The 22,077-nt window shown below is 47.6% G+C and carries 10 protein-coding genes; 8 read left to right on the forward strand and 2 right to left on the reverse strand.

All coding sequences use genetic code 11. The features are described from left to right. Positions 1-8: 8 nt before the first annotated feature. The 4 genes from E1919_RS20970 (at position 9) to E1919_RS20985 (ending at position 6,490) form a co-directional block, all read left to right on the forward strand. Complete coding sequence (locus E1919_RS20970) at positions 9-2,702, forward strand: MGH1-like glycoside hydrolase domain-containing protein (RefSeq protein WP_162055382.1); 2,694 nt, start codon at positions 9-11, stop codon at positions 2,700-2,702. A 434-nt stretch (positions 2,703-3,136) separates the two neighbouring features. Beyond that, entirely contained in the window at positions 3,137-4,003 is an 867-nt protein-coding gene (locus E1919_RS20975; protein WP_162055383.1) for a glycoside hydrolase family 16 protein, read from the forward strand. 178 nt (positions 4,004-4,181) lie between these two features. Beyond that, on the forward strand, positions 4,182-5,012 hold the full coding sequence (locus E1919_RS20980) for a 3-keto-disaccharide hydrolase (RefSeq protein ID WP_162055384.1): 831 nt from the start codon (positions 4,182-4,184) through the stop codon (positions 5,010-5,012). Positions 5,013-5,473: 461 nt separating this feature from the next. Beyond that, positions 5,474-6,490 carry a GntR family transcriptional regulator gene (locus E1919_RS20985; RefSeq protein WP_162055385.1) on the forward strand — a complete coding sequence of 339 codons (1,017 nt, stop codon included), beginning with the start codon at positions 5,474-5,476 and terminating at the stop codon, positions 6,488-6,490. Between the two features lie 149 nt (positions 6,491-6,639). Here E1919_RS20985 and E1919_RS20990 read toward each other — a convergent pair whose 3' ends face one another. Beyond that, positions 6,640-7,980: an FGGY-family carbohydrate kinase gene (locus E1919_RS20990; RefSeq protein WP_162055386.1), complete on the reverse strand. Its 1,341-nt coding sequence runs from the start codon at positions 7,978-7,980 to the stop codon at positions 6,640-6,642. Between the two features lie 305 nt (positions 7,981-8,285). Next, complete coding sequence (locus tag E1919_RS20995; RefSeq protein ID WP_162055387.1) at positions 8,286-9,692, reverse strand: purine-cytosine permease family protein; 1,407 nt, start codon at positions 9,690-9,692, stop codon at positions 8,286-8,288. Between the two features lie 887 nt (positions 9,693-10,579). Here E1919_RS20995 and E1919_RS21000 point away from each other — a divergent pair. From E1919_RS21000 to E1919_RS21015, 4 genes are all read left to right on the forward strand, one after another. After that, the gene (locus E1919_RS21000) at positions 10,580-13,792 is read left to right on the forward strand and encodes a SusC/RagA family TonB-linked outer membrane protein (protein WP_162055388.1); all 3,213 of its coding nucleotides are present in this window, start codon (positions 10,580-10,582) and stop codon (positions 13,790-13,792) included. Between the two features lie 19 nt (positions 13,793-13,811). Continuing rightward, complete coding sequence (locus tag E1919_RS21005) at positions 13,812-15,317, forward strand: RagB/SusD family nutrient uptake outer membrane protein (protein WP_237144723.1); 1,506 nt, start codon at positions 13,812-13,814, stop codon at positions 15,315-15,317. A gap of 261 nt (positions 15,318-15,578) precedes the next feature. Further along, positions 15,579-18,053: a glycoside hydrolase family 31 protein gene (locus tag E1919_RS21010; protein ID WP_162055389.1), complete on the forward strand. Its 2,475-nt coding sequence runs from the start codon at positions 15,579-15,581 to the stop codon at positions 18,051-18,053. A gap of 54 nt (positions 18,054-18,107) precedes the next feature. Next, positions 18,108-21,842 (forward strand): DUF4450 domain-containing protein, encoded by a 3,735-nt coding sequence (locus E1919_RS21015; RefSeq protein WP_162055390.1) that lies wholly within the window; start codon positions 18,108-18,110, stop codon positions 21,840-21,842. Positions 21,843-22,077 lie beyond the last annotated feature (235 nt).

The raw sequence follows: 22,077 nt of genomic DNA on the forward strand, positions 1-22,077 counted from the left end.
CTATTAGCATGCGTAGTAAAGAAGAAGAGCGATTGGCTCAGTCAACAAACAACAGAACCTGGAAAAAATGGGGTACTTACCTTTCTGATCGACAGTGGGGTACTGTGCGCGAAGATTATAGCCCGGATGGTACTGCCTGGAATTTTATTTCTCATGACATGGCGCAAAGCAATGCCTACCGTTGGGGTGATGAGGGCATTGCCGGTTTCTGCGATTACCAGCAGATTCTGTGCCTGGCTCCGGCTTTCTGGAATGGGCAGGACCCGATATTAAAAGAAAGGCTTTTTGGCCTGACCAACGGGCAGGGGAACCACGGCGAAGACGTTAAAGAACTTTACTTTCACTTGGAATCATCTCCTACCCATTCCTATACCAAATTTCTTTACAAATATCCGCAAATTGCTTTCCCTTACCAGGAACTGCTCGAGCAAAACAGAAGGGGGCGCGAGCAGCCGGAGTACGAACTGCTGGACACAGCGGCGTTTCGGGAAAACCGCTACTTCGATATTTTCATCGAATATGCTAAATCTGACCCGAACGACATACTAATGAAGGTGACGGTGCATAACCGCGGACCGGAGGCAGCGACCATACATGTGCTACCGCACCTGTGGTTCCGGAACTACTGGAAGCACAACTCCAGATATAGCAAACCGAACATCACAGCCCCGACTGCTCATTGTGTGCAGACAAACTCTGACCGGAACGGCAAGTGGCACTTTTACCACCAGCAGGGGGAGCAGTTGTTCTGCGAGAATGAAACGAACAACCAGCGCGTGCACCACACAGCAAATGATTTTCTTTTTGTAAAAGACGGCATCAACAACCATGTTCTTCACCAGGCAGCTACAATTAACCCGGAGAAGCAAGGTACGAAAGTGGCAATTTGGCTAAAGGAGGATGTAGCTGGAGGCGGATCTGCTACATTTAAGGTACGCCTGAGCAAAAAAAGCATGGAAGACCCATGGATAAACTTTGACCATGTATTCGCTATCCGCAAGGCAGAAACAGATGAGTATTACGAACAGCTTGTTCCGGAGACGTTGCCAAAGGAGCATAGAACCTTGGCGCGCAAGGCCTTTGCTGGTATGCTTTGGACAAAGCAGTTCTATTACCTGGACATGTATAAATGGCATTATGGGGAAACGCATGAGCACCCGCCACACCGCAACCTGAAGCGCAACTCAGACTGGCAGCACCTGACCTGCCGACATATTATCTCGATGCCTGACAAATGGGAGTATCCTTGGTTTGCCGCCTGGGACCTTGCTTTTCATGCGACTACGCTGGTGCATGTTGATCCAGACTTCGCTAAGCACCAGATGCAACTGATGCTTCGGGAATACTACATGCACCCGAATGGGCAGATACCAGCCTACGAATGGAATTTCAGTGATGTTAACCCTCCGGTGCATGCTTGGGGTGTTTGGCAGGTGTATGAGATAGACAAGAAGAAAACGGGCAAACCGGACTGGGATTTCCTGGAGCGGGCTTTCCAGAAGCTGTTGATGAACTTTACTTGGTGGGTAAACCAGAAAGACTCCAATGGCACCGATTTGTTTGAAGGCGGTTTCCTGGGGCTGGATAATATAGGTGTGTTTGACCGTAGCCATTTGCCGCACGGCGTTAAGAAGCTGCAGCAGGCAGATGCCACCAGCTGGATGGCGATGTATTCTCTGAACATGCTGCGTATGTCCCTGGAGTTGGCGCAGCAAAACCGTTCCTATGAAGAATCTGCAGCCAAGTTTTTCCGCCACTTCCTGAACATAGGCAAGGCCATGCATCATATCGGGAAAAATGATATCTCCTTATGGGATAACAAGGATAAGTTCTATTATGATGCCGTGCAGTATGAAAACGGCACCAGTGAGTTGCTGAAAGTCCGTTCACTGGTGGGCATTATTCCGCTGCTGGCAGTGGAGGTTATCGACAGCAGCTTCTTTGACCGGATGCTTGAGTTTAAGATTCGCGCGGTGAGCATTACCCGCACGCGGCCTGACCTGGGGCAGCTCATTTCCGATATTGAGGAGAAGGGTAAAGACGGAGATTACTTGTTCTCTGTAATGCGCGGGAACAGGTTGGAGCCTCTTCTGAAAAGACTGCTGGATGAAGACGAGTTTTTATCAGACTACGGACTTCGCTCGTTATCCAAATATCACCAGGAGCACCCGTTTGAGTTTGGCCACAACGGCAGCCACCATACCATTCAATACGAACCCGGCGAAAGCTCCAGCCCTATGTTTGGCGGTAATTCCAACTGGCGCGGTCCTATCTGGCTCCCTTTGAATTACCTGATCATTCAGGCGCTCCGCAAATACCATAAGTATTTTGGGGATGCCTATACGTTCGAGTTCCCGACCAACTCAGGCAATAGATTAAACCTAAACCAAATTGCGAATGAGCTAACGAAAAGGCTGCTGAAAATATTTGAAAGAAACGAAGACGGTAAATTTCAGTATCACGCGGACCATGCTCAGTTCGCGGAAGACGAGCATTTCAGAAACCATCACCTCTTCTATGAGTTTTTCCACGGTGATACCGGACAAGGCCTGGGAGCCTCCCATCAAACCGGTTGGACGGCTTTAGTAGCGAATTTATTACTGGAGATGGAAGAACAGAAAGGAAGCACGAAATCAGAAAGTACAAAGTCAGTGGATGAATTGTATCATGTGCAGGCCGCTGTCGCTATGAATGAATTTTGACAGCGTATTTAGTTGCATCCTGTTCAGTTTTGGGTTCTTAACCTGATGCTGAAATAAGTCGGCGATTATGTTTAAAAAGATTTAAAAACAACAAGAACGGGAAAGCTTTTGGCTTTCCCGTTCTTGTTTCAGCGCAGGCCATAGTGTATTGATGAAATTTCTTGTATATTATTTTTATTCAAACAGGAAGAGGTATAAACTTAGGCAGTGCTGATGTGCAAAAAGTCCCAGCGGGACAAACTGTCGTTATCCTGATGGTACGAGAGCGCCTTGAACTCCAACGGAGCGACCTGTTCAAGTAAATTCTACGGGTCGCTCCGCTGGAGCTCAAATAAGAATACATCTTAGTTTCTGTCGACAGGTCGTCCCGCTGGGACTAAATAATTAAACATGGTTTCGCATAACATTCCTGGTATAACCAGATATCTTAACAAATGAAAAACATATGGATACTGTTGCTGTCGGCTAGTTTGCTGGCGTGCAGCAGAGGTCAAATGCCTGCGCAATCAGAAAGTGCCGCCGCTTCAGCACCGGATGGGTATAAGCTAGTGTGGCAGGATGAGTTCATTAAAGACGGCAAGCCGGATAGCACGAACTGGTCTTATGAGTATGGACTTAAGCGGAACAACGAACTGCAGTGGTACCAGCCGGAGAATGCCAATGTACGGGAGGGAGTTCTGGTAATCGAAGGGAAGCGGGAAAAGGTAAAAAACGAGTTTTTTGATCCTTCGAGTAAGGATTGGAGGAAAAATACAGCATATGCTGACTATACCTCTGCCAGCATCAATACAAATGGGAAAAAGGCTTTCCAATACGGTATCATAGAAGTCAGGGCCAGGATAGACACAGCCATGGGTCTGTGGCCTGCCATCTGGACGCTGGGTACATCTAAAGGCTGGCCAGCCAACGGGGAGGTGGACATTATGGAATACTACCGCGTACAAGGGCAGCCCACCATTTTAGCGAATGCCGCCTGGGCGCATGAAAGCAAGAGAGCGGCTTGGGATGAGGGTAAAGTGCCTTTTTCTCACTTCCTTGAGAAAGATCCCAGTTGGCCGGAGAAGTTTCATATCTGGAAAATGGACTGGACAGAAAACTACATCAGGCTTTACCTGGACGATGAGTTATTGAACGAGGTAGATCTAAGCCAGACACTGAACCCGGATGGTTTTAACCCTTTTCACCAGCCGCATTATATTCTGCTGAACCTCGCCATTGGCTCTAATGGGGGAGATCCATCAGGCACTGATTTCCCTGGAGTATATGAGGTGGATTATGTAAGGGTTTATCAGAAAGAGTAAAGCAAACTGATGCCGGAATAAAGTCTAGGAACAGAATAGGTTTAAAGCACTCTTATTCTATAATGAGCATTATCTTCAATTATTTTTATTAGCTTCATGATGAAATAGTCCGATGAGTTAGCCATCACTATTTTACAGCAATTATTTATTTGTGTCATCCGTCAAATCTAAAAACCTAATGATCCCAGCACCCAGAACCAGATTCATACTACGGCTAAAATTTGTTTTGTTATTTGTTGTGTTGCTGGGAGCCATCTCCTGTTCTTCAGGTATAAGCGGGAATACAGAGGAGCAGGGTGATGAATGGCAGACTCTTTTCAATGGCAAAGATATTGACGACTGGATCGTTAAAATTCACCATCACGAAGTGGGTGACAACTACGCCCAAACCTTCCGGGTAAAAGACGGTGGTGTGCTGCAAGTGAATTATGATGATTACGAAACGTTCGATAACCGGTATGGCCATTTGTTTTACAAAGAGCCCTTTTCCTCCTACCACCTGACCTGGGAGTACCGCTTTACAGACCAGTGGTTAGAAGATGCGCCTGACTATACCTATAGAAACAGCGGAATTATGTTTCACTCCCAGGCGCCCAATACCATTCTGAAAGAGCAGGACTGGCCTATTTCAGTTGAATTTCAGTTATTGGCAGGAGCCGAAGACGGTAATCCCCGCCCAACAGGAAACATGTGTTCTCCGGGAACAGAAGTGTTCTACAAAGGGGAAATGGATCCCAGGCACTGCATCAATTCTTCTTCTGATACCTATGAGTGGGATCAATGGGTAAGAGCAGACATGATTGTACTGAAAGATTCACTCGTAACCCACCTTATCAATGGAGACACAGTCTTGCAGTATACCCGCCCACAAATTGGCGGAGATGTAGCCAATGATTTCGATCCAGCAATAAAGCAGGATGGGAAGCTTTTGAAGGAAGGGTACATAGCCCTTCAGAGTGAAGGACAGGGAATCGAATTTCGGGATATTAGAATAAAGAAACTTGATTAGAGAGGCCTTGTTCTGCGGGTAACAGAGCAGGAATTTGTTTAGGTCCAGGGTAAGACCCCTGGCATGTAAGCACGACGCCTCTCCAAGAGCGTCTGCCATTTAGCTAGCACTAACCTGTCTCTCCTCATCTATTTTGTGGTAAATGAGGCAGAAGACACGCTGGTTCCAGTGCTCGTCTTTAGCTACTACTGTCATTTTAAATACTGGGGCAAGGCTAACAGTCAAAAATCTTTTGAAGGCATGGAATAATTGGCTATATTCCAAGATTGAAACAAATGATTGATTAATCACTGGGAGTTTATGAACTTGTTAAAGCATTTAATTGTAAAATAGTAGCATGTAATGCAATCGATTGCGCAATATAGCTGAATCAGCAAAGATTATAGTGATGTGTAACAGCTGTAAAAACGCTTAAAAGTCCTGAAATCAAACCAGTTCATCCTTATATTTTATATTAGCTTATGGAACTTCTAGACAGAATTGATGCTACTTCAGCCACACCGAAATATTTACAGGTAGTCAACGCCGTTATTTCAGATATTGAGGCAGGAGTATTAAAGCGTGGCGAACGTGTTCCGTCTATCAACGAGACCAGCGAAATGTATTATTTATCGCGCGACACGATAGAGAAAGCTTATCGAGTTTTGCGCAAAAAAGGGGTGATTAGCTCAGTTAAGGGAAAAGGCTGCTATATCAGCGAAACATTTAGTGGAGACAAAATGCGCGTACTGTTGCTTTTTAATAAGCTGAGTGCGTACAAAAAATCCGTTTATTATGCCATACTTAAAACGCTGGGTGAAGATGCTGTGGTAGACCTGCATATCCACCACTTTGATGGCAAAATATGCGAAAGCCTGCTTCAGGAAAACATGGGGAAGTATCAATACTATGTGATAATGCCTCATTTCACCACGCATGTGGAGGCCGCAACACAAGTTATTAAAAAGCTACCGCAGGATAAGCTTGTGCTGCTCGACAAAAACATTGAGAACTATACCGGCAATTGCGCCGCAGTTTACCAGGATTTTGAGCGCGACATAAGAAACGCCCTGCACTCAGGAAAGGACTTGTTACGCAAGTACAATAAGTTTGTGCTGGTTTACCCAAAAGAGGTTGCATACCCTGTTGAGATTGTGAAAGGTTTTCGCCATTTCTGCAGAGAAACTTCTATAGAGCATACAGTTGTAAACAGTATCCATCAGGAACCCATTTCTCCGGGAACTGCTTATATTGTTCTGGAAGAATCGGATTTGGCTGAGCTTATAAAGGAGAGCCGGGCAAAAGGATTGACGCTGGGCAAAGACATTGGTCTTATCTCTTATAACGACACACCTCTAAAAAACATTCTGGATAATGGAATCACTGTAATTTCGACAGACCATGAAGGCATGGGCGAAACAGCTGCTTACCTGATGAAGCATAAACTAACAGAAAAAGTACATAACCCTTTCACGCTTATCCGCAGACACTCTTTGTAGTAAGCCCTGCTGCTGAAGGTGGCGTGACTATTACACTTTAATTATTTCGCCCTTCAAACAAAAACATCCCTTCTGGCTTGCTCGAAATATGGCAGGCAGAAGGAATGTTTTGTTAAAGGCAGGCAAACTTAAGTCAGCCTTTGCAAAGTTTAATAAGGCCAGATGTTCAGCGCCAGTGCCGAACCAAGTGCAGTACCCTGGGCTGCCTTTCCGGCTTTTATTCTTAAATAAGGGAATATGCGCCGCAGCAATGACATGAAAACCTGGTTTCTGCTAAAGCCGCCGTCTACGAGCAGAATCTTAAAATTATTCATGTTTCCCTCCGCAGCCAAAAGTAGAGAGTCTAACTGTTGCTGTATAATTTGCTCCATTAGCGGATGGTATGCAGCCTCATAGGAGTCGTACAACTCCAGGTCTAACGCTATGTTTACAGCAGAAGCTACTTTTTCTCTTACTTCGGCCGACTGCTCCTGTTTTGGAGCATGGCCGAAGCCAAGCTGCGTAATACCTGTTGTGAGGCTCTCATCAAACTGAACTGTCTTGTAATAGTCCAGTGGCTTGTCATAAAATTCAGCTAAGCGCTTTATCTGTTCCTCATGCGCATTGCCGATAAACTTACGCGATGCCTTTACAATCCTGCCATAAATAGTCAGGTACTGCAGGCAGTCTTCTTCTAAGTCTGATATGGTGAGCGGGGAATTTGCAAAAGGGTTAAGGGTAATACCCCATGTTCCGGAAGAAAGCAAAAGAAACTGCTTACGGTACTGCTTTAGGTATGGTAAAATTGCGGATGAACTATCGTGCAACCCTAAACCAGCCGGAATCACTGTATTTCTGAAGGATGTTTCTAAAGGTCTGTAGTGAGGCCGCAAAGGAGGGAACAGTTTATCGAAGCCCTCTGCATACACCCAGTCATGGTAATCCTGCTTTTGAAAATCCCAGAGGGCCGTGTGGGAGCCAATACTGGTATGTTCTGTTATTAACTGCCCAGTAAAGATATACGACACATACTGCGGCAGGTGTAGGGTGTGCTTTATCTGTTTAAATACTTCCGGTTTCCGGTACTTTAGCCAGTAAAGCTGCAGGCCAGAGTTTAGCATGCCCAGGGGTGGCGATGCTGTCTGTACTGATATAGTGGCTTTATCTCCATAGGTACTGTAGAATTGCTTTTCCAGGTCTTCCGGGTAAGGCTTTAAGTAATTGTAGAGCGGCGTTACTGGTTCTCCAGCTTCGTTCAGGTGCACGAGGCTGGCACCGTATGCAGTAAAGTTTACTGCCAGCACATCATACTTCTGCTCCGTCTCCAAAGTTTTCCAGGTGGTGCGAAGCCAGTTTGTCAGTGCCACGAGGTCTTCTCCCTTGTCACCATCATCATCTACAATCTCATGAAAGCTAACTTCTTCCTCTTTTATGATTTTATAGTTTTGATCAAAAAGCAGGAATTTCTTATTGGTTTTACCGATATCAAAGATTGCAATACAAGGAATCATAAAAGAAGATAAAAATTGAAGATTCTAAAATAAATGAAAGGCACAGCAAATGGGCCTTTGCCAGCTATTTATAAAGCAGTTGCTAAACTTTTGATTCAGAAGGCTTTTGCTTGTTCATCCAGAACGGCGCCGTAAAAAACCACAGCAGTGTGCCTATAAGCATCAATGTTTTATGAAAACTCAACTCCATAGCTCCCGAGAACACCAGAAACGAAGGTACTACTGTAAGAAGAAGCCCAATGTAGGAGATAATTTTTAATATGGCTTGCATGATAGGAATAGCGTTAGAACTTTGCGGAATAGGATTACAATGATTTTGCGGAAACTTTTACTTCCTGTTGCTGGATTGCTTTCTGCTGATACAGTTTGCTGATGATAATATAGAGTGTAGCAGCAATAAACCATCCCGGCAGCCCCAGGAAGAAGATTTCTACTCCCTGGTAAAAGTTAAGAGACAGGCAAAGCAGCAAGGTCACCAGCCAGGTCAGGCCTGCCGCCACGTTAAAGGGCGTTTTTGCAACTTCTGCATAATTGCTTCTCAGGCCTATTTTAGGGATGATATAGTAATCTATGAAGATGATGGCTCCCATAGGCATGAGCACCAAGCCGTAGAGCGCAACAAAATCAAGCAGCCTCATCACAAGGGCAGGAAACAGGGCTGCAATAGTGGTAACCAGGCCCACCACCATGGTTACTTTCCATCTTTTTACCATAGGCACAATAGACTGTATGGCTAGGCCAGCCCTGTAGATAGTAGGGTTAGCAGTGGTCCAGCCGGCAATCATCACACAAATGGCACCTGCTATGCCTGCGCTGTTATAAGCAATAGGCCCCGGGGTTACTTCGCCACTGGCTGCTGCCACCAAGATGCCGGATGCAATCCAGGCCATCACATGGCCGATAAACATACCGGTAGTGGAAGCAAAACCATACTGCCATTTTCTGGCGTACCGAAGAATAGAAAGATCGCCCATGCCGATGTGCATCGCCATGTTGGCAAACCAGGCAAAGAAGGTGACGTGCCAGAAGGTGAACTTGCTGAAACCTGCTACCGGTACACCATTCCATATCCTGGTTTGGGCTACTTCCCAGAAGCTGTCAACCGAGGTGATGCCCAACTGAGGCATGACGGCAAAGGCGGCCGCAATAAAGACCAAGATCATCCAGGGCGCGCAGATATTTGCAAATTTAGATATCTGCTCATACCCCAGAATAGCAACCAGTGTAATAACGGATCCCACAAAAAACACCGTTACCATCCAACCGATGCTGGTGGGGTATAAGTCTTTTAAGCCGGGCATCGCTATATTAAAGGGAATACCCACTGCGGTTGCTGCCACAGCTATCATGGAGCCTGCCAGGAAGCAGAACATAAGGGCATTCACTATATTATAACCGGATACCAGATATCTGCCGCAGATTTTCTCTAACTGATAATAGAGTGTGAGCCTGACTTTAACTGCTATCGGAGCACATAAAAACGCCCAGCTTAAAACGGCTAGCAGGTTACCTACCAGCAAGCCTAAGAAAAGATCAGATGCACTAACACCATGCACAACAAACAAAGGCCCAATCACAAACTCTGTTCCGGCGGTGTGTTCACCGGCATACATGCCAATAAAGCTCTTCAAGCCCTTCAACTGATGCTCTGGAACAGGTTCTCTCTCATACTCATTAATAGAGTCTAACTGACTGGCAAGGGTCTTCTTCATTTCTTCTTCTTTTTAATAATAGATTAGGCCTAAGCTTCTGCCGCATCAGGGTGTGGCAAGGGTTTAAAAAGATGTTAGTTCAGTAATATAAAAATATTCCTGAACTATTGCTGTCACTGTACTAATTCTTAAGAAAGCTTTTGAATTAATAAGTGTTAGATGTGAAAAATAAGAATAAGTGATTAAATAACTATCCGGTAGTGTCCTGTATACTACATATGTATGCCGTTCAGGACCAGGAGTACTGCTTCACATTGTTGGACCAGGGAAAAGTCGATATCAGCTCTTCGCAACTTATTGCCTGTAACAAATGCACGAAACAGGTAGCAGTTTTTTCTTTCGTCATAAGTCGTCTTTTAATTAGAGTCACCAGGCCTCAGCATTAGACAAGATGATGCTGAACCTTAGAAAAACATCTCCCCGATAAGAAGACTTGCTACATACTGGTCGAAATTCTCGCCTAAAACCTCACAATTTAGGTTGCACCAAGTCAACTCTATTCGTGGCTTCAAAGCCCTTCAGAAGCACATGAAGCATTCATTGCTGTACTCTTTTCAAACTGCTACAGGATAGAGCAGGATAGGAAGCTCCTTTGGTTGCTATAAATTTAGAATAAGTTACAAGTTTTTCCTCCACCACAAAGCAGTTGGAGGGGGCTTTAATCCTGCTGACACACATGGTTAGCCGGCTAATGCAACTGGTTATAAAAAGAAGGCATCGATAGAAAAGCCTTTATGGTAAAGTGGCACCACCTTCTGCTGCACACTGTTTCAGCCCTGCTAAGCATTAGGATATAGTGCATTGCTGTTGAAAAACTCTTTTAGAAGAACAGCCAGGCTATAGGAATCTGATACTAAATAAATATATGATAACTAAAACGCTTACCTATGAGAAGTAAAAAACAGCTATGGCAGCTAAAAAGCTGTATGGCATTTATACCCTTAGCTCTTGCTGGCGCTGCTCTTCCCCAGGAGGCTTTAGCCAATCCTTCTGCTGTATCAGCCAATGTTTTTCAATGGACTATAACAGGTAGAGTAACTTCTGCGGCGGGTGATCCGCTGCCTGGTGTAACAGTACTGCTGAAAGGTACTACTACTGGTGCCGCTACAAGCGCGGATGGTTCTTTCGCCTTATCTGTGCCGGAGTCACCCGGAACCTTGATTTTCTCTTTTGTTGGCTTCAGTCCGGTAGAAAGATCTTTCTCAGGGCCTGAAAACCTCAACGTCACGTTATCTGAAGACACTGAAGCGCTGCAGGAGGTTGTTGTAGTGGGGTATGGTACTCAGAAGCGTGCTGATGTGACGAATGCTATTGCCACACTTGATGCTAAAGCAATTGAGGAAAGGCCTATTGCGCGGGTTGACCAGGCGCTGGTAGGGCAGATGGCTGGTGTACGGGTGCAGCAGACGAGCGGTGTGCCCGGCAGGGGATTCAGTATACAGGTAAGAGGGTCTGGTTCAATTACAGCAGGTACTGAGCCGCTTTACGTAGTGGATGGTTTCCCGCTGGATGTGGTTTCACAGGGCTCAGCAGGAGGCTTTGGGCAGGGTAACCCGCTTGATAATATAAACCCGAACGACATTGAGTCTATCCAAGTGCTGAAAGATGCTTCTGCCGCTGCTATTTATGGTTCCCGCGGTGCGAATGGTGTTGTGATCATTACAACAAAGTCAGGCAAGTCAGGCAAGCCCAGAATTACTTTCAACACCTATGCCGGTTGGAGCGAAACAGCCAAAAAGCTGGACGTACTGAGCGGAGAGGAGTGGATAGACAGGGCAGTGGAGATGATCAACTACAACTGGGTGAATTCAGGTGAAGGTAGAACTGCTAACCAGTCTTCTGCTGAAAGAGTGGCTATACTTGGCCGCTTTAGCCCCACTCTGGTGCTTGATGAGCGCTGGCTGCAGCCAGGCTATCCCGGGCTAAGGATAGTAGACTGGCAGGATGAGGTTTTCAGGAAGGGGCTTATGCAGAACTATCAGGTGGCTGCTTCAGGAGGTACTGATGCTGTGAATTACTACGTTTCAGGTGATTACCTAAACCAGGAGGGGATTGCATTAGGCTTGGGGTATGAGCGTTACTCTGCCAGAGCAAACGTAGAAGTTAAAGCTAACGAAAAACTGAAATTCGGAATTAACCTCAGCCCGTCTTACTCCATTACAAATGATCCGGGTGTAGAAGGAAAAGACCAGCAGATGCATATAGCGGTAGGTTTTAATCCTGTTGTGGAAGATACTGTTGGATTAGATGTAAATACAAGAGATGAGTTGCCTTACCAGTGGGGCGTTTCCAGAAACAGCCCTGTACGGGTGATAGAGAACTCTATAGGAGAAACCAGGATCTTCAGAACGCTGGCTACCTTGTTCGGGGAGTACAGCCTGATGGATAATATGCGATTCAGAAGCACCCTGAATTTGGACCATTCTGACGCAAGTTCTAAGTCTTTCAGACCTTCCTTTGTAAGCGGTAACCGTGGAAACAGACAGGCCGCAGGTGGCTTCGACGGCTATCGCAGGCTTACTTTTGTAAACGAAAACACGCTTTCTTATGACAGAGTAATAGCAGGCAATCACAACGTGTCTGCTTTGGTAGGTGCTTCCTATAACCTGGGCAACACGAATTATTTCCAGATTCGGAGTGCTGGCGGGTTTGGAACGGACGACATTTCTACATTGAATGCTGCGCTTAACATCAACGCAAACAATACTTTTACCACTGAGACCAGGCATACACTGCTTTCCTACTTTGGCCGGGTACAATATAACTTCTCAGATCGTTACCTCTTTAGTGCCACAGTCCGCCGCGATGGTTCTTCCAGGTTTGGGGAAGACACTAAATGGGGCACTTTCCCTTCTGTCTCTGTAGGGTGGAGGGTTTCCGAAGAAAGTTTCATGGCAGACGTAGCCCTGGTGAATGATTTGAAATTAAGAGCCAGTTATGGTGTTTCTGGTAACAATGCGATCCCCAACTACGCCCACATTCCTTTACTCGGATTTGCCAATTATTCGTTTGGCGGCATAAGCCCAACGGTGGTAACCGGACAAGTACCATCAAATGCCCCGAATCCCAATCTGGGTTGGGAGGAATCCAAAACACTGAATATTGGTCTGGATATGGGACTGTTTGAAAACCGTGTGTTTACGTCTTTTGATTATTACACAAAAACGAATTCGAACCTGCTGCTTAATATACCGGTGCCTACTGCCACAGGATTTTCTACGGCGCTTACAAACATCGGGGAGGTATATAACACAGGTTGGGAACTTGAGTTAACCACACACAACCTAACAGGTGCCTTTGGTTGGACAACGAATGCAAACCTTAGCTTCAACAGAAACGAGGTAAGGCAACTAGGACCAAATAATACACCCGTTGAGACTGGTTCTTACGGAGTTGGCCACAGACTTCTGCAAGTGGGGCAGCCACTGTGGAGTATCTATGTAGTGGAGCAGGATGGAATTCTGACGCAGCAAGACATCGACAGCGATGTAGCATTGTATGGAAACCAGACGGTGGGCGATCCAAGATACATCGATGCCAACAACGACGGTGTGATCAATGAAAATGACAGGGTAATTGTCGGCAAGCCAAATCCGGATTACGTGTGGGGGCTTACAAACACCTTCACCTTTAAAGGTTTTGATCTGAGAGTGCTGGTACAGGGCCAGCAGGGCGGTGAACTTTATTCAATGTTTGGCCGCGCGTTGGACAGGCCAGGGCAGGGTTTGGTGGAGAACACGTTGGGGTTTCACCGTGACCGCTGGAGATCTGCTGAGGATCCGGGCGCCGGAGAAAGAGGAAAAGCAAATTCCAGTTTCGGATTCTTAAAGAGTACAGCCTGGCTCTACTCATCCGACTATTGGAGAGTGCGGAACATCACCTTAGGGTATGACCTTGGTAAATTGATGAATAATACGAGGTTCGTGCAGGGGGCGCGTATTTATGTAAGTGCTGAAAACTGGTTTGGTGGTGATGAGTATGTAGGTGGATTCAACCCGGAGGCAGTGAACAATGCAGATGGCGGTGCGCTGGTAGGGGACGACTATGGTGCTTTCCCGTTGTCCAAGACCATGACTGTCGGCCTGAACCTTTCATTCTAATTGCAAGCTAAAATTTATCATGATGAAAAAGATACCTTTATATATATGTTCGCTGCTGTTGGTAGGTCTGGTGTCCTGTGAAGATGAACTGGAACAGGCGCCATTATCCGAAGCCAGTACGGCAAACTTTTACCGGACTCCTGCCGAATTTGAGCAGGCAATAAACGGTGCGTATGCACAGCTGCGTCCTTTCCCGGATCGTTACTACGATCTTTCTGAAACAAGATCAGACAATATATACGGCTCCTCCTCTACTGGTGTAAGGCCCTGGGATCCAATAAATGACTTTGCCAACACCATAGCAAATAACGATTTGGTTGCGGCAGCCTGGAACCAGAACTACAATGGCATCATGCGTGCCAATACAGTGTTGGACAGATTAGATCCAAGTGTTGTTACAGATGAAACCCAGAGAAACAGATTAGAGGGGCAAGCAAAGTTCCTGCGGGCACTTTACTACTTCGACTTGGTGAGGTGGTACGGAAAGGTTCCTATCTATAGTTCTGTTGTATCTCCTGCCGCCGCGCTGGAGATACCAAGAAGTCCTGTGCCGGAAGTATACGAATTCATCGTGTCTGATCTGAACAGTGCTATAGAACTTCTGCCACAAAACTGGACAGGTACAAATGTAGGTAGAGCTACATCGTGGGCTGCCAAAGCGTTATTGGCGCGTGTGCATCTAACCCGCTCAGGACCAGAGTATGGCGTAGAGGGGCCTACCTTAGGTGTGAATGAGTTTTCTCAGGCACTTACCTTATTAAATGATATCATCAATAACAGCCCCCACGCCTGGGTGAGCGACTATGCCAGAATATTTGCTTATGACAATGAGAACAATCCGGATATCATTTTCGATGTTCAGTTTCAGAGTGGTGGCTTAGGGCTGGGTAGTACCCTGCCTGGTTATATGGGAGTTTCTTCCTATTTCAATACGGTGCCAAACATACCGTCACCTCAGTCTAGTGTCGAATTCAGAGAAATTTCAGATGACCTGCTGAATGCCTACGAGGAGGAGGATGTACGTAAAGCGGTGACTATTCAGCAAGGGTTTACAGATGACTTTGGAAACGTTGAGACCAGGGCTTTTTACAGGAAGTTCCTGAACGAGGCGGATCCTGGTGTGGACCGCTTTGACTGGCCTATCAACTTCCCGCTTATCAGGTACACTGATGTGCTGATGATGAAAGCAGAAGCCATACTGCGTGGTGGAGCAGGAGGAAGCCAGCAGGAGGTGGATGACATCGTGAACATGGTGAGAGCAAGAGCCGGACTAGAGCCTGTTTCTGGTGTAACGCTGGACATGCTGCTGGAAGAAAGAAGACTGGAGTTTGCGGGCGAAGGGCTACGCTGGCATGAACTGGTACGGTTTGGCAAAGTGATAGATAAGATGAATGACTGGCTGCCACAGGAAGATGAACTGAACAGAATGCCGGATTCAATAGAACCTTATAATGTCGTCTATCCGATTCCGTTTACACAGCTAATCGTTAAAGAAGGTTTATATCAGCAGAACACCGGCTATTAAGCAGGTATCTGCAACTGACGTAGTACCTATGAAAGGAGCGGCACGAATGGTGCCGCTCCTTTTGCTTTGTAGCTAAAAATAGTTGCCTCTACCTTTAAACCGGACAGTGCAGGATGCCTGCATCAGCATAAATGCCTATTTTTATTCAGAGCCTGTACCTGGCTAATAACAGAGGCTATGTGCTACTGTTGCTCCTTTATATAAACAGGTTGATAGATGCAAAACGGCAATCCGGGTTTAAAATCAAAATTATAAAACAGCATGATACATCGCTTAAAGCAGGTAGTTGCTTTCCTTATTCTTCTTCAGGCATTCTGCTTGCCTGTGCTGGGCCAAACTTCTGTAGGCAACTACCAGTCTGGTTTCCGGCAGCAGGGGAACGAAATATTCTTCAGGAATGCCAACGCTGACGTAAAGCTGGAGTTCAACACACCTGATATGTTTAGGGTTAGGGCAAGCTGGAGCAGGCAGTTTCAGCCGAATGAGCCCTACATGGTTGTGAAGTACGATTGGCCTTCGGTAGCGGTAAAGACTTCGGAACAGGCAGAGCATTTCCTGCTGCAAACGGAGAAGCTCGATATTAAAGTAAACAAAGCTCCCTTTGGCATAGCAGTTTATACAAAAGACGGCAAGCTGCTGACAGCCGATGCCACAGGCGGAGAAGGTTTAGCCAAAAGCGGCGAGGCTGTTGCCGTAACCAAACAACTGGCCCCGGACGAGCATTTTTTTGGCTTCGGTGAGCGAATGGATTTCCTGGACCAACGAAACAAGAAGCTAAGCATGAATGTGGGCAGGGGCAAAGGCCTGCCGCACCACGTAGGCGCCTATAATGTGCTGGAGGCAAACTACGCGCCGGTGCCTTTCTTTATGAGTACGCGTGGCTACGGCATCTTCTTCCATACGGCCTATCCAACGGAGTGGGACATGGGCATGAGTAACCCCAATAGTTACAGCTTTAAAGCAGAAGGCGGAGAACTGGATTACTATTTTATTCACGGGCCGGGCTTTCCGTCACTCTTAGACAGTTATACCTCCCTCACCGGAAAATCACCGCTCTTGCCTGAGTTTGCCTTAGGCCTGCATGTGGGTACCTACAGCGGCGGCACCTGGGGCCACGAGGCAGAAACATCCGATATGTATGTGGTGGAGCTAGGGCGCAAGTTCAGAACATACGGTATACCAGCCGATATCCTGCACCTCGACTCTACCTGGCGCATCTTCGGGAAGAACGGTGGAAAAGGCGCAACATCCTTTGAGTGGCGTCCTACTTTTAAAGACCCGAAAGGCATGTTCGACAGCCTGTATGCCATGGACTATAAGATGGTAGGTTTGCACCTGCGACCGCGCTTCGATAACGGGGAGCAACTGAACCTGCTGGCGATGGCGCAGGAGCAGGGTTTTGTGTATCCGGAGCAGGATTCCCCGGGCGAGTTTGTAAATTTCTTTGACCAGAAAGCTGTAGACTGGTGGTGGGAGAATGGTGTAAAGCGTATCGCAGACCAGGGAGCCATGTTCCTGAAAACAGATGAGGGCAGCGCCTTCGGTGCCCTGGCAAACGAAAGCGAAAAAGTAGGACCGACGGGAGAGGATATCAAGTGGAAGCATAACATTTTCCCGCTTATCTATACCAAAGCATCTTTCGAGAAGTTCCAGGAGCACAACAACATGCGCGGCATGGCGCACACGCGCGAAGGCTACGCCGGCATTCAGCGCTATCCCTTTATATGGGCAGGCGACTGGCCAAGCGAGTGGCAGTACTTTGCACCCGTTATCAAAGCAGGACTGAACATCGGTCTTTCCGGTGTAAGCAATTGGTCGCACAACATGGGCGGTTTTGAGCACGTAGCCGACCCGGAATTATACATCCGTTGGGTACAGTTCGGGATGTTTAGCCCGATAGCGCACCTGCTGGGCATGGAGCACCCAACCTACAAAGAGCCCTGGAACTATGGCGAAGATGCATTGCGGAATTTCAAGAAGTATGACCTGCTGCGTTACCGCCTGATTCCTTACATGTACAGCAACGCCTACATCAACCATACCACCGGTGTACCCCTTATGCGCGCGCTGGTGCTGGAGCATCAGAATGATCCGAATGTTTATGATATAACAGACCAGTACATGTTCGGAAATAACCTGCTCGTGAACCCTGTCACCACCAAGGGAGCTAAAACCCGCACGGTATACCTGCCCGAAGGCACCTGGTTCGATTACTGGACAGGCAAGAAGTATGAAGGCAAGCAGTATGTGCATGTGCTCACGCCGCTGGATACTATCCCGATATTTGCCAAGGGCGGAGCTATCATACCTATGCAGCCGGAGATGATATACGTGGGCGAAAAGCCGGTGAATACGATTACGCTGGACATCTTTCCGCATGGTGCCTCTAAGTTCGAGCTGTATGAAGACGATGGGAAGAGCCTGGAGTATAAAAACGGGCAATATGCTATTACAGAAATCAGCTCTAATCTCACTTCATCCGGTTTAAATCTTGCCATTCAGAAGTCAAAGGGAAAGTTTAAAGCAACCTCGCATAACTACCTGGCTAAAATACACTGGAACGAAGCAAAGGCACCTGCAGGCGTTACGGAGAACGGAAAGAAAGTGTCTGCCGTAGCCAACGCCGCAGCTCTGGAACGCGGGGCAGGCTGGTTTTACGATGCGCAGCACAAGCTTCTCTGGATCAAGACAAAGCACTCTAATAAAGACGACATCAACCTGGCAGTGAAAATATAAGGAAGCTGCGAAAGCGGTGCTTCAGCGGAGTAGAGCCTGGTAAACCCTCTGGTCATGGTCAGTAAAAAAATTAGTGCTTATCTTTTGATGTTGCTGATGGCATGCCAGACGCAGCAGGCTTCTACCAGCAAGGAAGCAGTTCCACGTGATGCCAAAGCAGTGCAGGAGCAGGTGGCTGAAGACAAGCCGCAGGGTAAACTGCGTGTGGCGCGACCGCTACGCTACAAACCTGAGGGGACTGATTTTGTCATCTTAAACGGAAACAAACGCTTTAACAGAGCCTTGTATGGCACGGGCACTGCCTTCCGGGTGGAGGCCGGAGATTTGCCTGAGTTTCTGCTGTACATGCCCCGAAAAGGCGGAAATCTGAAAATGGGCATTGCCACTGCTGAAGGAGATAAATGGCTGATAGAGGCCGCGCACATCAAAGCTATCTACCGGCCGGGCACCATGCTTTACGAAATCAAAGACCCGCTGCTGGGAGAAGGGCAACTGAACCTGCAGGTGCTGGCTATGGCTGATATGGAGGGTATGCTGCTGTCCCTGGAAACAACACCGGAGACAAGACCATTTGAGCTGATATGGACTTACGGCGGTGCCAGCGGACACCGGCCAGCCCGGGACGGCGACATTGGCGCCGACCCGGAAGAAGGCTTTTACCTGCACCCGGAGCATGCAAAAGGCAATGTGTTCGAGCTGAAGGAAAATACTTTTTTGCTTGGCTTCGAATCAGACAAAAACAAGGCAAATAGTTCCGATGAAATTGCCAACGTAAAGGACAAAGGCTATCAGATTTATGGCATTTCTGCGCCCGGCACCTCCCTGAAAATGGGTGACGCCAACCAGCAAAGCTCTCCTAAAATCCTGCTGGCTTCCGGAAGTGCTGCCCTGCCCCTGGTAGTGGGCCGGAAGCAGGTACAGGGCAATCAGAAAATCTACTTCGGCTTACAAAACAACCTGACGGCAAAGCCTATTACCTACCAGGAACTGCCAAAAGCTTTTGAAGCGGCAGATGCTGCACGGAAGAAACTAGCGGGCCAGGTGAAAATCGAAACGCCTGACCCATACCTCAACACATTGGGCGGAGCTTTGAGTGTAGCCGCCAATGCCATCTGGGACGGCCAGAGTTATATGCACGGAGCCATTGCCTGGCGCATGCCCCTGAACGGCTGGCGTGGCGCTTATGTAGCCGATGCCCTGGGCTGGCACGACCGCGCCCGAACCCATTTCCGGGGCTACAGCGAGGCGCAGGTGCTTTCTCCAGATTCCGGTCCAGTGGTGCCCGACCCGGAAAAAAACCTGGCAAGGCAGAAAGAAGAACTGGGCATCTCGCTTTACACCGAGGGCTATATCTCCCGAAACCCGAACAATAAAAAAGTCGCGCACCACTACGACATGAACATGGTGTTTATTGACGAAATGCTCCGCCATTTTATGTGGACAGGGGACAAGGCATATATACTGGAAGCATGGCCTATCATTGAACGACACCTGGACTGGGAGAAGCGGAATTTTGATGCCGACAACGATGGACTGTACGATGCCTACGCCAGCTTCTGGGCAAGCGATGCGGTGCAGTATAGCGGTGGCGGCGTTACCCATTCCTCTGCCTACCATCACTTCTCAAACAAAATGGCCGCCAGGCTAGCCACGCTGATTGGTAAAGACCCTAAGCCCTATCAGCAGGAAGCAGATAAAATTAAGCAAGCGATACAAACTACGATGTGGCAGCCCGATAAAGGCTGGTATGCCGAGTATAAAGATTTGCTCGGCTTACAGAAACTACACCCGGCAGCAGCCCTCTGGACGGTGTATCATACCTCCGATTCTGAGGTGCCAGATGCTTTTCAGGCGTACCAGATGCTGCGCTACGTAGATACGCAGATTCCACATATCCCCATTAAAAATTCCGACTTACCTGGGGAAGATCTCTATACCCTCACCACCTCCAACTGGATGCCCTATACCTGGTCTGTTAACAACGTGGCATTGGCGGAGGTGGCGCACACAGCCCTGGCTTACTGGCAGGCTGGCCGCTCTGAAGAAGCAAACAAGCTCATGCGAAGCATCCTCATAGAAAGCATGTACATGGGCTCCAGCCCTAGCAACCTGCAGCAGCTTTCCTACTACGACCATTACCGCGGTGAATTGTACCGTGATTTTGCAGACGGCATCGGCATCAGCTCCCGTGCATTGGTAGAAGGTATGTTTGGCATTGTGCCCGATGTGCTGGCTGGAGAGCTCTTGGTCCGTCCGGGCCTGCCTGCCGACTGGGACCATGCACGCTTTGAGACGCCGGATATTGCGTTTGCTTTTCGGCGCGAAGGCGATACAGAAACATATACCATTGCCCCGCACTTCAGCAAACCGCTAAAGCTCACGTTCAGAGCAGCAGCTTTAAAAGACAAGGTGGCAGCGGTAAAAGTAAACGGACAACCTGTAAGCTGGACGAACAATGCAGCAGCGGTAGGCAAGCCCCAGATTGAAATAGCGCCTCCCGTTGCCGAAAAATATGAAATTGAGATTACCTGGAAAGGCGACAAACCTGCCGACGCCAAGTACAGAGCAGTGTCTACAACAGGTGCAGCGTTTACGGTTAACATGGGAGCTGCAGAGGCGTTGGAAGTAAAAGATCCGCAGAAGATAACAGCAGGTACAGAGAAACAGGAGAACAAATTAAAGGTGAACCTGGCCGGGGAGAAAGGCCACCATACCTTTTTCGTACTCACTAAACAAGGAGACCTGCGCTGGTGGCAGCCTATTAATGTAGAGCTTAAGGAACCCTATAAGCTGACAACACAGCTGGGTGCCCACCCGCAGGTGTTGTTTCAAAACAATACGAGCGTTGCTTTGAACAAAGAAGTAACAGTTATAGCCGGAGATTTCTCAAAAAAGGTGCAGCTGCACGTGGAACCTTTCCAGACTTCCGAACCCATTTCAATACCAGCGGAGCACCTGCTGCCCGGCACGAACAGAGTGGAGATAAAAGATGGAAACACACATATAGCCACTGCAGAACTAATAAACTGGAACCTGTCGGTGCCGGAGGGGCAGCAGGAACTGAAATGGGAAGCGGTAGATTTATCAGGTCATTTCAATGATAAGGTGACGCAGATTTTCAAAAATGAATATCTATCACCCCGTCCTGCTGTGGCTACCCTCCAGTTGCCAAAGCAGGGTATAGGCAACTGGTGCTACCCATTGGTAACCGCAGAAATTGATGATACTGGACTGCGTGCCAAAGCGGGTGATGATGGCGTTGTGGGATTGCCAAACGGACTATTTTTTAAAACCACCGGTGCTGCTGAAGGCAATAACATCCTTTTCACCAGCCAGTGGGATAACTACCCAGACCAGGCAACGGTGCCGCTACAAGGAAGTGCTTCCCACGCTTACCTGCTGATGGCCGGCTCCACCAACCCGATGCAGTCACGCTTCGATAATGGTGAGGTGATAGTTCATTATACTGATGGCACGCAGGAGAAACTGGTACTGCGAAACCCGGAAACGTGGTGGCCCATTGAGCAGGACTATTACATCAACAACTACTCTTTCTCAGTCGATACACCAAAGCCAATACGGGTGCACCTCAAAACCGGGGAAGTGCTGGAGAACTTCGACTATTCCGACATCAAAGGCTTCGCCTACGACAGCTATATTCCGGGCGGAGCAGCCACCGTACTGGACCTGCCCCTGAACCCGCAAAAAAAGCTGAAGTCACTGGAGGTAAAAGCGCTGGCAAACGATGTAGTTATTGGACTGATGGGTGTGACCTTAGTGAGGCGGTAGATTTTTGAAAGGACAATGGCAGGAAGCAAGTTTGATGTTGTATGAACCTTTAAAGCACTCCCTGTCTGAGTTTAGGAAAAAACTTATCCAGTTTTCCTAAAAGGCGCTTGAACTTGCTACATTTGACTGGAGACTTTTGATAGGCAGATTTACTAAATTATTAAATTTGACTATTATGGATAGACGAGTATTCGACGCCTCCTTCAAGCGGATGGCCATTGACCTTTCCTATGCG

Source organism: Pontibacter pamirensis, assembly GCF_010015475.1.
Taxonomy (GTDB): domain Bacteria; phylum Bacteroidota; class Bacteroidia; order Cytophagales; family Hymenobacteraceae; genus Pontibacter; species Pontibacter pamirensis.